Annotated in this window: 12 protein-coding genes and 1 other RNA gene; 7 read left to right on the top strand and 6 right to left on the bottom strand. The window is 64.0% G+C overall.

Going from position 1 to position 13,267, the window contains the following annotated elements; all coding sequences use genetic code 11:
- Positions 1 to 318 carry a heavy metal-binding domain-containing protein gene (locus tag HRQ64_RS13375; protein WP_127753544.1) on the bottom strand — a complete coding sequence of 106 codons (318 nt, stop codon included), beginning with the start codon at positions 316 to 318 and terminating at the stop codon, positions 1 to 3.
- A 5-nt stretch (positions 319 to 323) separates the two neighbouring features.
- Complete coding sequence (locus tag HRQ64_RS13370; RefSeq protein WP_248307057.1) at positions 324 to 2,660, bottom strand: UvrD-helicase domain-containing protein; 2,337 nt, start codon at positions 2,658 to 2,660, stop codon at positions 324 to 326.
- Positions 2,661 to 2,970: 310 nt separating this feature from the next.
- Between HRQ64_RS13370 and HRQ64_RS13365 the strand changes: the two genes are divergently transcribed.
- The gene (locus HRQ64_RS13365) at positions 2,971 to 6,621 is read left to right on the top strand and encodes an AsmA-like C-terminal region-containing protein (protein WP_172123645.1); all 3,651 of its coding nucleotides are present in this window, start codon (positions 2,971 to 2,973) and stop codon (positions 6,619 to 6,621) included.
- Here the strand turns inward: HRQ64_RS13365 and HRQ64_RS13360 are convergent.
- From HRQ64_RS13360 to ssrA, 3 genes are all read right to left on the bottom strand, one after another.
- Positions 6,618 to 6,836, bottom strand: a complete 219-nt coding sequence (locus HRQ64_RS13360) for a ribbon-helix-helix domain-containing protein (protein ID WP_349236710.1) — start codon at positions 6,834 to 6,836, stop codon at positions 6,618 to 6,620. The two genes, HRQ64_RS13365 and HRQ64_RS13360, sit on opposite strands and share 4 nt — an antisense overlap.
- Before the next feature lie 8 nt (positions 6,837 to 6,844).
- On the bottom strand, positions 6,845 to 7,333 hold the full coding sequence (locus HRQ64_RS13355) for an SspB family protein (RefSeq protein ID WP_172123644.1): 489 nt from the start codon (positions 7,331 to 7,333) through the stop codon (positions 6,845 to 6,847).
- 106 nt (positions 7,334 to 7,439) lie between these two features.
- Positions 7,440 to 7,798: a transfer-messenger RNA gene (ssrA, locus tag HRQ64_RS13350) on the bottom strand.
- Positions 7,799 to 7,888: 90 nt separating this feature from the next.
- Here ssrA and HRQ64_RS13345 point away from each other — a divergent pair.
- Positions 7,889 to 8,704, top strand: coding sequence for a transglutaminase family protein (locus HRQ64_RS13345; RefSeq protein ID WP_172123643.1), 816 nt, complete (start codon positions 7,889 to 7,891; stop codon positions 8,702 to 8,704).
- Here the strand turns inward: HRQ64_RS13345 and HRQ64_RS20210 are convergent.
- Entirely contained in the window at positions 8,701 to 8,796 is a 96-nt protein-coding gene (locus HRQ64_RS20210) for a hypothetical protein (protein ID WP_349236709.1), read from the bottom strand. The genes HRQ64_RS13345 and HRQ64_RS20210 overlap by 4 nt on opposite strands.
- Before the next feature lie 389 nt (positions 8,797 to 9,185).
- Here HRQ64_RS20210 and HRQ64_RS13335 point away from each other — a divergent pair, with 389 nt between their 5' ends.
- From HRQ64_RS13335 to hflK, 5 genes are all read left to right on the top strand, one after another.
- Positions 9,186 to 9,980, top strand: coding sequence for a thymidylate synthase (locus HRQ64_RS13335; protein WP_172123642.1), 795 nt, complete (start codon positions 9,186 to 9,188; stop codon positions 9,978 to 9,980).
- Between the two features lie 88 nt (positions 9,981 to 10,068).
- Positions 10,069 to 11,073 (top strand): DUF4424 domain-containing protein, encoded by a 1,005-nt coding sequence (locus tag HRQ64_RS13330; protein ID WP_127753536.1) that lies wholly within the window; start codon positions 10,069 to 10,071, stop codon positions 11,071 to 11,073.
- Positions 11,070 to 11,549 carry a GNAT family N-acetyltransferase gene (locus HRQ64_RS13325; RefSeq protein ID WP_172123641.1) on the top strand — a complete coding sequence of 160 codons (480 nt, stop codon included), beginning with the start codon at positions 11,070 to 11,072 and terminating at the stop codon, positions 11,547 to 11,549. Before HRQ64_RS13330 ends, HRQ64_RS13325 begins: the two co-directional genes overlap by 4 nt.
- Positions 11,546 to 12,055, top strand: a complete 510-nt coding sequence (locus HRQ64_RS13320) for a dihydrofolate reductase (RefSeq protein ID WP_172123640.1) — start codon at positions 11,546 to 11,548, stop codon at positions 12,053 to 12,055. The genes HRQ64_RS13325 and HRQ64_RS13320 overlap by 4 nt, the downstream gene beginning before the upstream one ends.
- Before the next feature lie 77 nt (positions 12,056 to 12,132).
- Positions 12,133 to 13,266, top strand: a complete 1,134-nt coding sequence (gene hflK / locus HRQ64_RS13315; RefSeq protein WP_172125046.1) for an FtsH protease activity modulator HflK — start codon at positions 12,133 to 12,135, stop codon at positions 13,264 to 13,266.
- Position 13,267: the final 1 nt, after the last annotated feature.

Raw genomic sequence — 13,267 nt, 5'->3', positions numbered from 1 at the left:
CTAGAGCTTGACCGCGGTGCCCGAGACCGAGACCATCAGCATCGAGCCGCTGTCGCCGACAACTTCATAGTCGATATCGACGCCGACCACGGCATCGGCGCCGAGGCGGCGGGCTTCGTCGCGCAGTTCCTCGAAGGCCTGCTCGCGCGCCTGGCGCAAGGTGGATTCATAGGCGCCCGAGCGGCCGCCGACAAAGTCGCGGATGCCGGCAAAGAGGTCTTTGAACACATTGGCACCCACGATCACTTCGCCCGTGACAATGCCGCGATATTCGCGGATCGGGCGGCCTTCTAGCGTGGGGGTGGTGGAAACGATCATGACGGTCAGCCCTTTTTGATGAAGCTATCGAGCACTTTCTTGCGGCCCGCTTTTTCGAACTCGATGGTCAGCTTGTTGCCCTCGATATCGGTGATGAGGCCGTAGCCGAACTTAAGGTGGAAGACGCGCTCGCCGGCGGCATAGCCCGAGCTTGAGCCCAGATCCACCGAGCGGGCGACCAGTTCACCCTCGATGGTGGTGGGGCCGCCGCCCTTGCGACTGGCCTGCTGGGCGCGGGCGCGCTGCCAGCCGGGGGTCTGATAGACGCTTTCGAACGGGTCGGCCTTGTTGAAGCGCGAGCTCGCGCCCCCGCCATAGCCATAGCCGCCATAAGCGGAGCCGCGGTCGGTGACTTCAACGGCGTCGGCAGGCAGTTCGTCGATGAAGCGGGAGGGGATGGCGGACTGCCAGAGGCCGTGGATGCGCCGGTTCTGGGCGGCCGAAATGCGCACGCGCTTGCGGCCGCGGGTAATGCCGACATAGCCCAGGCGCCGTTCTTCCTCGAGCCCGGCGCGACCGGATTCGTCCATGGAGCGCTGGCTGGGGAAGGTGCCATCCTCCCAGCCGGGCAGGAACACAGTGTCGAATTCGAGCCCCTTGGCGGAATGGAGGGTCATGATGGTGACCGCATCGGTCGCTTCGACGCTGTCGCGCTCCATGACAAGCGAGATGTGTTCGAGAAAACCGCCCAGGGTTTCGAACTCTTCCATGGAGCGGCTGAGTTCCTTGAGGTTTTCCTTGCGCCCGTCGGATTCGGCCGACCGGTCGGCCGCCAACATGTCCATATAGCCGCTTTCCTCGAGGATCTGCTCGACCAGCTGGTAGGGCGGCAGGCTTTGGGAGCGATAGGCCCAATCGTCGAACTGGGTAACAAGGCTGCGCAACGTGGTGCGCTGCTTGGGCTTGAGTTCCTCGGTTTGCACCATCATGCGTGTTGCCTGGAGCAGCGGGATGCGCTGGTGGCGGGCGGTGGCGGTCAGCATGTTGACGGTGGAATCACCGAGACCGCGTTTGGGCACGTTGATGATGCGCTCGAAGGCGAGGTCGTCGGCGGGTTGCGCGACGAGCCTGAGATACGCCAGCGCATCGCGGATTTCCTTGCGCTCGTAAAAGCGCGGGCCGCCGACAACGCGGTAGTTGAGCCCAAGGGTGATGAAGCGCTCTTCGAACTCGCGCATCTGGAAGGAGGCGCGCACGAGGATCGCCATTGAATTGAGCGGCTCACCGGCGCGCTGGTACTGCTCGATCTCCTCGCCGACCGTGCGCGCTTCTTCCTCGCTGTCGTAGACCTGAGTGAAGGACACCAGCTCGCCGCCTTCGGCAATATCGGTGTGGAGCGTCTTGCCCAAGCGGCCTTCGTTGAAGGCGATCAGGGTCGACGCGGCCTTTAGGATATTGGCAGTGGAGCGATAATTGCGCTCGAGCTTGATCACCTTGGCGCCGGGGAAATCGCTTTCAAAGCGCAGGATGTTGTCCACTTCCGCGCCACGCCAGCCATAGATGGACTGGTCGTCGTCACCCACGACGCAGATATTGGCTTCGGGCGCCGGCTTGCCTTGGGCCAGCAGGCGCAGCCAGAGATATTGGGCGGTGTTGCTGTCCTGGTATTCGTCCACCAGCATGTATTTGAACTTGCGGTGGTACTCGGCCAGCACTTCGGGATTTTCCCGGAACAGGCGAATGCATTCGAGCAGCAGATCGCCGAAATCGGCGGCGTTTAGCGTCTTCAGCCGGGACTGATAGTCGTAGTAGAGCTTGCCGCCCTTGCCATTGGCGTAAAAGCCGCTTTCGGCAGCTGGCACGTCCTTGGGCAGCCAGCCGCGGTTTTTCCAGGCGTCGAGCATGCCGGCGAATTGCCGAGCAGGCCATCGCTTCTCATCGATGTTCTCTGCGGCCAGCAACTGCTTGATCAGCCGGATCTGATCATCGGTATCGAGAATGGTGAACTGGGGCTTGAGGTCCACCAGTTCGGCATGGGCGCGCAGGATGCGGGCGGAAACGGAGTGGAACGTGCCCATCCAGGGCAGTCCGTCCAGGCTGGGCACGATGTCGTGGATGCGCCGCTTCATCTCGGCGGCGGCCTTGTTGGTGAAGGTCACGGCAAGGATCTGGCTGCCCCAGGCCATGCGCTGGTTGAGGATATGGGCGATGCGGGTGGTCAGAACGCGCGTCTTGCCGGTGCCGGCGCCCGCGAGCACGAGGAGCGGGCCTTCGGTCGAGACCACCGCTTCGCGCTGTTCGGGATTGAGCCCGGACAGATAATCTGGCGCGGCGGCGCGGCGCAGCTGGCTGGTGATCGGCCCGGGGGCGGGGCGGTCATGGTCGTGAGCTTCAGCGGGCATCGAGTTGCTTTCCATCGCCTGGCGCCATCGTGCGGCGCGGCGCGAGGATTGACGAATCTTGGTTTGTTCTCACCGCAATATAGGTGCGCAGGGCGCCGGTGTATAGAACGCGGCATGGTCCATCGCCGGGCAGCACGGCCATATTGGGGCCGATTTGCCGTTTCGCGGGCCATCCTTCAGCCCTTTTACCGCCTCAGCGACAAGCAAGGCTCGCCAAAGGCGCGAATGCGCTGATATGCGGGGACAGGCGGGGTTGCGCGAGGCGCGGGCTTGCCTAAACTCCGCTGCGAACACCGGGTGAACACGCGCCGTGCTGAACCGCATCTATATCATCATCGGTACCCTGGCGATCATCGTGCTCGCCGGCGCATTCATCGCACCCTATTTCATCCGCTGGAGCGATTATCGCGGGCGGATGGAAGAGTTGGCCACAAGCGTGCTCGGCACTCCTGTGACGGTGCGTGGCGACATCGCCTTCAGCCTGTTGCCCAATCCGCGCCTCGAATTTTCCGATGTGCTGGTGGGTTCCCCCGAGGAGCCGGCCGCGACGGTTGGCTCGGTCGAAGCTGAATTCTCGCTGATGGATTTCCTGCGCGACAACTACAATGTCACCCGGCTGGTGCTGCGCGAACCGGTGATCGACTTCACCGTGGATGAAAGCGGGTTGTTTGGCAGCGGCGTCGATGTTTCGGGTGATCGCTCGGCCGTGGCGCTGCAGCAGGCGAGCATCGTGGATGCAACGATTCGCCTGGCGGACCGGCGGGCCGGCGACAACTTCGTGCTCGACGATCTCGATGGCGAATTGCGGCTGGCGAGTTTTTCGGGACCGTTCCAGTTTCAGGGCAATGCCGATTACGCTGATCGCCGCTATGCCTTGCGGTTCAACGCTGCGGTGCCCGAAGGCGATGGCAGCAGCCGCGTGAGCTTTTATCTCGAGCCGGTGGATCGCTCCTCATCGCTGAGCCTTGAGGGCGTGCTGCTGGGTGGCATGGCGCCCAAGCTGGATGGCCGGCTGGTATATCGACAAACCCCGCCAGCGGGCGAAAACGCCGATGCGATCCATGGCGATCTGGTGTTTGAAAGCCCCGTCAGCGGGTCTGCCGACCGGATTGTCTTGTCCGGTTACACCTTGCAGCCTGACGAGACGCGGGCGGGAACGCGGCTGACTGGCGCGGCCAGCATCCAGCTGGGCGCGCAGCGCAGTTTCGATGCGGTGATTTCGGGGGGCGTATTTGCGCTGCCGCCGCGCGACGCTTACGAAAACACTGCTGATCTGCCTTATGAACTGGTGCGGATGCTGGCGGAATTGCCCGCGGCACCGGTACCGCAGCTGCCTGGGCGGATCGGGGTTGATCTGGCAGAGGTGGGCTTGCGCGGCTTCGCCTTACGCAATTTGCGGCTCGATGCGCGCAGCGATGGCAGCCAATGGCGCATCGAGCAACTGATCGCGCGCCTGCCGGGGGAAACCGAGTTGCGCGCGCAGGGAATGGTGACGGGCGAAGGGGACCAGCCCGTGTTCACGGGCGAGCTGGCACTGACCAGCCAAAGGCTCGATGCGCTGGCGCAGCTGTGGCGCAAGCCAGCCGAAGACAATCCGCTGTTCAACCAGCCGGGCTCGCTCGCGGCCCGGGTGATCCTGGGTCCCGACGCGTTGGGACTGACGGGCGGTCGGCTGACCCTGGACGAGCAGGTGCATGGGCTCGAAATGCGGATCGGGTTCGGCGAGGAACCGCGGCTCGACGTGGTGGCGCAGCTGGGTGAGCTCGGTGGCCAGGGCAGCGCAATTTTGGCGGCGCTGCTGCCGGGCATCGGCAATGAACCGCAATTCGGCAACAGCTTTCCCGAAGGCAGCTTTGCCGTGAATGCCCGCAGCGCCGAAGTGCTGGGGCAGGCGGGACGCGAGCTGCAGGCGCAAGGCGAGTGGTCGCCAGGGCAATTGCGGCTGGAGCGGCTCGCGGCAGCTGACCTGGGGGGCGTGGGGCTGGATGCCCAATTGCAGCTGGCAGGGAGTTTGACGGAACCGGTGATCAGCGGGGATGGCAGCGTGCAGATTGCGGCGGCCGATGCGCCGGCGCTGCGTGCCGTTTACGACCTGCTGGCGGTGCCGGAGGGTTGGCGGCAATGGCTGGCGGGTTCGGCTCCCGCTGATCTGCGCTTCGATCTGGCGGCGCCCGTCGATGGGGGCGCGCAATCGCTGACCCTCGACGGCACGCTCGGGACCGCGGCGCTGCATGGGCGGGCGGAATTGTCGGGTGGGCTCAACGGGGCGCTGTCGGCGCCAGTGCGCCTGCAAGCCAATCTCGAAAGCACGGATATCGAGGCGCTGACGCGGCAGTTGGGACTCGGTGATGCGGTGGTGTTCAGCGGCAGCGGCTCGGCGCTGGTGGTGGCAGGGCTGCAGGGCAACGCCGAGAACGGCTTTACCCTTGGGCTCAATGCGAGCCTGGGCGAGGAACGGGTGAGCTTCAACGGTGATGTCGCGGTGGCCGACACGGGCGAGTTGCAGGGCGATGGGCGCATCGAGCTCGCGCTCGAGGATGCCAGCGGGCTGGCGCAGGTGGTGGGGGCCGATGGGGTGAGTCTGCCGGGCGTAAGTGTCGGTGCGCAATTGCGGTTCGAAGGCGAGCGCGTGCTGGCCCTGAGCGAGATCGGCGGCCAGGCTGGGGATGCCGGCTTTTCGGGCAGGCTGACGCGGACACGAAGAGGCGATGCGGCGGCGCTGGAGGGGGAGCTGACCCTCGAGGCGGCGAGCGTCGAGGGGATTGCGGCGACGGTGTTTGGACCGGCGGCGCTGGTAGGGGCGGATGGCGCCTGGCCCGAAGGGCCGATCAGTGCGGGCGCTGGAGGGCGCGGTACGCGGGGCTCGGTCCGGGTCACCGCGGAGGCCATCTCTGCCGGGGGTGCCCCGTTGCTGCGCGATGCGGGCTGGGAGCTGGCCTGGGACGACAACCGTTTGCGCCTGGCGGGCTTTACGGCGCGGGCGGGGAATGGCGAAGTGCGGCTCGATGGCGCGGTGTGTTGCTCGGGGGCGCTGGCCGACAAGACCGTCACCGGGCGATTGTCGGTGGCAGGGGTTGACCTGGCTGGCCTGGCGCCGGCAGGGCTGGCATCGGTGCTCGGTGGCAGGCTCGATGGCGGGGTGCAGTTCGAGGGCACGGGTGCGAGCCTGGCCGGCGTGGCGGAAAGCCTGGCGGGGGAAGGCAATTTCACCCTGGCCGATTTCACTGCGGCCGGACTCGACCCCGATGTGTTCGGCACGGTGGCAGGGCTCGAGGATGTGCTGGAAACACCGCCTGAAACGCTGACGACGCTGATGGGGATCGCGCTGGGCGAGGGGCCGTTCCGGGCGCCCAGCGTCACTGGCGCATTCACCATTGCGGGCGGGGTGGTCCGGCTGGGCAATCTCCTGGCCGAAAACCCGACGGCGCGGCTGGCGGGCAGCGTTGACCTTGATCTGCGCACGCTGGCGCTGCAGGGGCGGTTTGCACTCACGCCGAAGGGCTTTGTTGATCCGCAGGGGCTGGTGCGCGACGACACCAGCCAGATCTTTACCGCGATTGGGGGGACGATCGGGGCGCCGGAAGTGCGGCTCGACCTCGAGCCGATGGTCGGCGCGATCCAGGTGCGGGCCAATGAGATCGAGGTGGACCGGCTCGAAGCCTTGCGCATCGAGGATGCCGAGCGGCAGCGTGCGGCGGCAGAAGCGCGCAACAGGCTGATCGAGCAGCAGCGCCAGCAGCGCGCCGCCGAGGAAGCGGCGCGCCTGGCCGAGGAAGCAGCGGAAGCGGAGCGGCTGGCTGAAGAAGAGGCCGAGCGGCAGCGCCTTGAAGCAGAAGCCGAAGCCGAGGCAGAGGCGGCGCAGGAGCCTATCGAGGAGGCGCCACCGGCTTTGCCGCAGGGGCCGCTCAATCTCGAGTTTACGCCGCTGCAGGTGCTGCCGGGCGCGAGTTTCGGACGCTAATCGGTAGCCGGAATGCGCCCCTGCAGCCAGGCCAGGGCGGCGAGACGCAAGGCAGAAGACAAGTTGGTGGTGTGACGGGTTTCGTCGACCGATTTGACGAGGCCGGCAAGGCTTTGCCCGGATTGTGCGGCCATTTGCTCCAGCACGGCCCAGAACTCGGGTTCAAGCGCGATGCTGGTGCGGTGGCCGGCAATGGACAGGGAGCGCTTCTGCACCGCCCCGATCAGGGCTTCTTGCGGAAGGCGTCGAGGCTGATGACCTTTTCGCCCGTGGCTTCGCCGTCGGCGGCGGGCTGATCAGTGGCAGCCGTTTCCCGCGCCTCGGCAATCTCGTCGGCCGTGGCACCGGCGGGTGCCGTCGTGGGATCGAAGTTGAGGCCAAACTGCACGGAGGGGTCGAAGAACCCCTTTACCGCGGCAAAGGGAATGACGAGCAGTTCGGGCTGGCCATCAAAACTCAGGCCGACCTCGAAGCCGGTTTCGGTGACCTTGAGGTCCCAATACTGGTTCTGGATGACGATGGTCATTTCCTTGTCGTACTGCGCCAGGAGCTTTTCGCTCAGGCGCACGCCGGGGGCGCGAGTGACAAAGGAGATAAAGAAGTGATGATCGCCTGGCAGGCCGGTCTTGGCCACTTCTGCCAGGACTTTGCGCACGACGCCGCGCAGTGCCTCCTGGGCGAGAATGTCGTAGCGCAGGTGATCTTCGGCCATATCGATAGTTTCCGGCTGGTGTCGATTCAGAACGGCCCATATCAGCCTCACGTTCCCTGAGAATTCAAGGACAAAGGCAAAAGTTGCGGCGATAAGCGGGGAGGGAAGTGCAGGCTTCTGTTGCCAGGTGCCTGCGGACCCCGCCTGTCAGCCGGCTAGGGCTGGAGGACTTAGATTCCCAGTACTAGCGCTGCTTACGCAGCGAGAGCGACTGGAGCCTTATGGTTGTCATTTGCAACTATAAGTTTTGGACCGATAACGGTGGTACCTCACCGAGCGAAAACACACCCTTTACGCCCTCGTCGATCCTGTTTCGCCCCCATTGGCTACTCTCGCGGGGAGGGTAGATGGTGGAGGCGCCGGGTACTGCCCCCGGGTCCGAAAGGTTTATTACGATGGCAGTTTATCGCCATAGCTCTTGCGAGCACGACATATATAGGACGCGCCCCCGCCCGATGCAAATGGCTTGATGCAAAAAGGCGGCAGCATCCGCAGGCCTTGGTGTTTGCGCGCGCCTGTGTCACACTGGCGCGGCAAAAGCCCGGAGTGCAGACGATGCAGATCAAGGCCGGCTTCACCCTCAGCTACCAGTGTCCCCAACCTACGCCCATGCTGCTTTGCCTGCATGTGCATCCATCACGCCGGGCCGATTTGCTGAGCGAGCAGATTCTGGTGTTTTCACGGCCGGTGGACGCATGGGACTACCTTGATGGCTTCGGCAATTCCTGCACCAGGATCGTTGCCCCGGCGGGGCAGCTGACCATTTCAACCGAGTTCTGGGTGTTCGATACCGGCTTGCCCGATGTGGTGCCTGCCACTGCACATCAGCACGCAATCGAGGAATTGCCGGACGAAGCGCTCGTCTACCTCTTGGGTTCGCGCTATTGCGAAACCGATTTGCTGACGCCGGTGGCTTGGGAGTTGTTCGGCGCTGCCGAGCCAGGCTGGCCGCGGGTGCAGGCAATCCTGGATTGGGTGCACAACCATATCCGGTTTGATTACGGGCAGGCCGACCGCACGCGCAGCGCTTTCGGCGCGTATCAGGGGCATGTGGGCGTGTGCCGCGATTTTGCGCATCTGGCGCTCACTCTTTGCCGCTGCATGAATATACCGGCGCGCTATTGCACGGGCTATCTGGGCGATATCGGGGTTCCGCCCAACCCGGCGCCGATGGATTTTTCCGCCTGGTTCGAGGTGTATCTGGGCGGGCACTGGTATACCGCCGATGCGCGGCATAACACCCCGCGGATTGGGCGCGTGCTGATGGGGATCGGCCGCGATGCCACCGATGTGGCGCTGTCGACCCAGTTCGGGCCCGGCACCCTGTCGGGCTTCGAGGTGGTGACCGAACAGGTGCAGCCGGCGGTCTAGCCGTTCCAGCGCATCCCCATGTAAACGCCGCCGCGTTCGAGTTCGCCAAGCATCTGCTCGAGGTGCTTTTGCTTGGTTTCGGGACGCTTCACCTTGTTGATCCACAGCAGGTAGTCGTTACGCTGATAGGGCGGGCGTCGTATTTGTCCCGCAAGCCCCGCTGCCCCAGAGCATCGCGGACAAACTCGGGCATCTCCTCGCGCGCGCGTAAAGGACGCAGCCTGGGGCTCACCGTGCGATTTCCTTCTGCTCGCGTGCTGGCCTTTGAAAAGGCGCGGGGAGGCGCAGGCTTGAAGCGATAACAGGGATGGTCATGGCGCTGCTCCTTTCAGCCAAGGCTAGACCGAGACTGCTGACACGCAAAGACAGCAGCAGCGGCGGTACTAGGCTACTCCCGCGGCTCCGCAAAAGGGCGGAAGCTACCGGGGAAAAGTGAGGCGACGGGCAGGCGCGCCGCCCCGGAATCGGCTAGGCTGGGGGCATGCAGCCTTATCTCAAGCTTTTATCCGATATCCTCGAGCACGGCGTCGACAAGGGCGACCGGACCGGCACCGGCACGCGCTCGCTGTTCGGCTACCAGATGCGGTTCAACCTGGCGGAGGGCTTTCCGCTCGTCACCACCAAGAAGCTGCATCTCAAATCCATCATCTATGAGCTGCTCTGGTTCATTCGCGGCGACACCAATGTGCGCTGGTTGCAGGAGCATGGGGTCAAGATCTGGGACGAATGGGCTGACGAGAATGGTGATCTCGGTCCGGTTTATGGCTCGCAATGGCGCAGCTGGCCGGCGCCCGACGGGCGCAAGATCGACCAGCTCGGCGCCGTCATCGAATCCATCCGCACCAAGCCCGACTCCCGGCGCCATATCGTTTCGGCCTGGAACCCGGCTGAAGTGGATGAGATGGCGCTGCCGCCCTGCCACTGCTTGTTCCAGTTCTATGTGGCCAACGGCAAATTGAGCTGCCAGCTGTATCAGCGCTCAGCGGACACGTTTTTGGGCGTGCCGTTCAACATCGCCTCCTATGCCTTGCTGACCCATATGGTGGCGCAGGTTACGGGGCTCGAAGTGGGCGATTTCGTGCACACCTTTGGCGATGTGCATCTTTATTCCAACCATTTGGAGCAGGCGCGCCTGCAGCTGACGCGCGAGCCGCGGCCATTGCCGCAGCTGACGCTGAACCCGGCGGTGACCCGGATCGAGGACTTCCGCTTCGAGGATGTGACGATCAGTGGCTACGATCCGCATCCGCATATCAAGGCGGCCGTTGCCGTATAGGGGCTCCTTCCCCCGCTGCGCGTGACGGGCTAGGGTGCGTTTATCGGGGTGCGGGGGCGTGGCCGTCCCCGGCAAAGAGGGGTCTGCGATGCGCTGGATTGGCATTGTTTGTTGGGTGGCGGCGACGGCCCCGGCGCTGGCCAATGACACCTCGGCGGTGATCGGCGCGGGTGGGCTGGAGTTCGTGTCCAACAATTCCATCGCCATGGCGAGCGAAGAGCTGTTCATCTCGGCCGAGGAGATTCGGGTCGTTTACCAGTTCCGCAATGATGGGGATGTCGACCAGGATGTGCTGGTGGCCTTTCCCATGCCCGATATTGCGGCTGACCCGTGGTCGCCGGTAGCCTTTCCCGATGGTCCCGAAGACAACCCGTTCCGCTTCGAAACGACGTTCGATGGGGTGCCGGTCGAGGCGGAGCTGCATGAATATGCCTTTGCGGCGGGGGTGGATCGTACCGACTATTTGCGCAAGCGGGGAATTCCCTTGCTGCCCTTCGGGGAGACGGCTACCGAAGCGGTAGACGAGCTCGACGAGGCGACGACTGCCGAAATGTTGCATCTCGGGCTCCTCGTCCCGGACGAGTTCGATGCGGGCAAAGGGTGGGAGCTGCATCATCGGCCATACTGGACCTGGCGGGCGGCTTATACCTGGGAAGCCACTTTCCCCGCGCGGGCGACCGTTGAGGTCGTGCATCGCTACAAGCCTAGCGTCGGCGGGACGGCAGGGATCAGCTTTCTCAACGAGGCGGGTGGCAACTACAACCCTGCCGCGGAATATGAGCGCAAATATTGTGTAGACGAGGCCTTCCGCAATGCGGTGCTCAAGACCGCCAAGCCCGGCGAGCCCTGGACGGCACCCTTCACCGAAAGGTGGATTTCCTACATTGTTTCGACCGGTTCCAACTGGGCCGGCGGAGCGATCGAGCGGTTCCGGCTTGTGGTCGACAAGGGCGCGCCCGAAAACCTGGTGTCGTTCTGCGGCACCGATGTGCGCAAGATCGGGCCAACCACCTTCGAGATGGAAGCAAGCAATTACTGGCCGCAGCGCGAGCTTGATATCCTGATCCTGCAGCGCCATGAGGCGCAGCCGTGAGCCTGCGCATCCGGCCGGCCGCCCCGGCTGATGCAGCATTGGTGCTCGGGTTCATCAAGGATCTGGCGCGCTACGAAAAGCTCGAGCACGAGGTGGTTGCCACCGAAGCGGACATTGCGCGCGACCTTTTTGGTGCCAATCCGCGGGTGTTCTGCGAGATTGCCGAATGGGACGGCAAGCCGGCGGGGTTCGCGCTCTGGTTTTACACTTATTCGACCTTCCAGGGCCGACACGGCATCTGGCTCGAAGATCTGTTCGTGGATCCGGCGTTGCGGGGGAAGGGTCTTGGCAAGGCGCTGTTGCGCCACCTGGCGCAGCGCTGTGTCGCCGAGAAGCTAGGCCGGCTGGAATGGTGGGTGCTGGACTGGAACCAGCCTTCGATTGATTTTTACCTGGGGCAGGGTGGCGTGATGCAGGATGAATGGACCAAGGTGCGGGTGGATGGCGAGGCTTTGGCCAGGTTGGGCCAGCCATGAGCGCCCAGATCGCAATGATTGCCGCCGTGGCGCGCAATGGGGTGATCGGCAGCGCCCAGACCATTCCCTGGCGCATTCCATCGGACTTTGCCTATTTCCGCGACAGCACGATGGGCAAGCCGATCGTGATGGGCCGCAAGCAATATGACACAGTGGGCCGGCCGCTGCCGGGGCGGACCAATATTGTCATCACGCGCCGGCAGGACTTTGGGCCACCCGGCGTGATTGTGGTGCCAACTCTTGAAGCCGCGTTGACCAAGGCAGCCGAGATTGCTGGCGCCGACGACGTCGATGAGATCATGGTGATCGGAGGCGGGGAAATCTATCGCCAGCTGATGGACCGCGCCGATCGGCTTTACATCAGCCATGTCGAGCTGGAGCCGGAGGGGGACGTATTGTTTCCCCCGATCGATCCCGAGGTTTGGGTGGTGGTGGATGAACCCGATATCGCCCCATCGGCCGATGACGAGGCCGCCTACCGCGTCAAAGTGTACGCCCGTCGTTAAGGGCGCGCTCATTGATCGGTTCCCTGTGCCTGCCTATATAGGTCGGCAAGTAAACGACGATGGCTGAAAGGATTATGATGCCCTGGGAGAGTAATGGAGGCGGGGGTGGCCGCAATAATGGCGGCCCGTGGGGACAAGCCCCCGGTGGCGGTGGTGGTGGCGGCGGTCCACGTCGGCCAGGCAACACGCCAAACCTTGAAGATATACTCAACCGCGGACGTGACCGGTTCCAGGGTGGTTTGCCCGGCGGACGCTGGGCAATTATCGGCGGTGTTGTGCTGGTGATCGGCTTTTGGGCGCTGAACTCCATCTATACTGTTGATCCGCAGGAAGTGGGCGTTGAACTACGGTTCGGTGCCCCCAAGCCAGAATTGTCCAATCCAGGGCTGCATTTCCATCTGTGGCCGATCGAAACGGTTGAACGCGTCACGGTTACCGAGAACCAGACCGATATTGGCAGCGCCAGCGGCTCGGGTGCTAGCGGCTCGGGCTCACGCACGGGCGGCGATGATGGGCTGATGCTTTCGGGCGACCAGAACATTGTCGATGTGCGCTTTTCGGTGCTGTGGTCGGTTTCCAGCCCGATCGACTATCTGTTCAATGTGCGTGACCCCGAAGACATGGTCCGCAATGCCGGCGAAAGCGCGATGCGCGAAGTGGTGGGCCGTCGTCCGGCCCAGGACATCTTCCGTGACGACCGTGCCGGTATCGCCATCGAAGTGCAGGAAATCACCCAGGCCATTCTCGACAGCTACGGCATTGGCGTTCGCGTCGGCCGGATCTCGATCGAAAATGCCGCGCCGCCAGCCGAAGTGGCCGATGCCTTCAACGAAGTGCAGCGTGCCGAGCAAGACGAAGACCGCCTGCAGGAAGAAGCCCGTTCCTATGCCAACACCCTTCTCGGCGATGCCCGAGGCCGGGCAGCGGCGCTGCGGGAAGATGCGGCAGCCTACACCAACCGCGTGGTGCAGGAAGCAACCGGTGAGGCCCAACGCTTCAACGCGATCTATGCCGAATATGTCAACGCGCCCGAAGTGACGCGCAAGCGCCTGTTCCTTGAAACCATGGAAGAAGTGCTGGGCGGCTCCGACAAGGTGCTGATGGAAAGCGGGGCCGGGGGCCAGGGCGTGGTGCCATATCTGCCATTGCCTGAGCTGCGTACGCGCAGCAATGCACCGACCACTCCTCCCACCACGACGAGCGGGAACTAAG

This window comes from Devosia sp. 919, assembly GCF_013185965.1.
GTDB lineage: Bacteria > Pseudomonadota > Alphaproteobacteria > Rhizobiales > Devosiaceae > Devosia.
This window is presented reverse-complemented; position numbering and strand designations above follow the sequence as displayed.

Excerpts from the sequence above, each read along its gene's own strand:
- HRQ64_RS13375 (WP_127753544.1), bottom strand. The coding sequence starts at position 318 with ATGATCGTTTCCACCACCCCCACGCTAGAAGGCCGCCCGATCCGCGAA.
- HRQ64_RS13370 (WP_248307057.1), bottom strand. The coding sequence starts at position 2,660 with ATGCCCGCTGAAGCTCACGACCATGACCGCCCCGCCCCCGGGCCGATC.
- HRQ64_RS13355 (WP_172123644.1), bottom strand. The coding sequence starts at position 7,333 with ATGGCCGAAGATCACCTGCGCTACGACATTCTCGCCCAGGAGGCACTG.
- HRQ64_RS13345 (WP_172123643.1), top strand. The coding sequence starts at position 7,889 with ATGCAGATCAAGGCCGGCTTCACCCTCAGCTACCAGTGTCCCCAACCT.
- HRQ64_RS13335 (WP_172123642.1), top strand. The coding sequence starts at position 9,186 with ATGCAGCCTTATCTCAAGCTTTTATCCGATATCCTCGAGCACGGCGTC.
- HRQ64_RS13330 (WP_127753536.1), top strand. The coding sequence starts at position 10,069 with ATGCGCTGGATTGGCATTGTTTGTTGGGTGGCGGCGACGGCCCCGGCG.
- HRQ64_RS13320 (WP_172123640.1), top strand. The coding sequence starts at position 11,546 with ATGAGCGCCCAGATCGCAATGATTGCCGCCGTGGCGCGCAATGGGGTG.
- hflK (WP_172125046.1), top strand. The coding sequence starts at position 12,133 with ATGCCCTGGGAGAGTAATGGAGGCGGGGGTGGCCGCAATAATGGCGGC.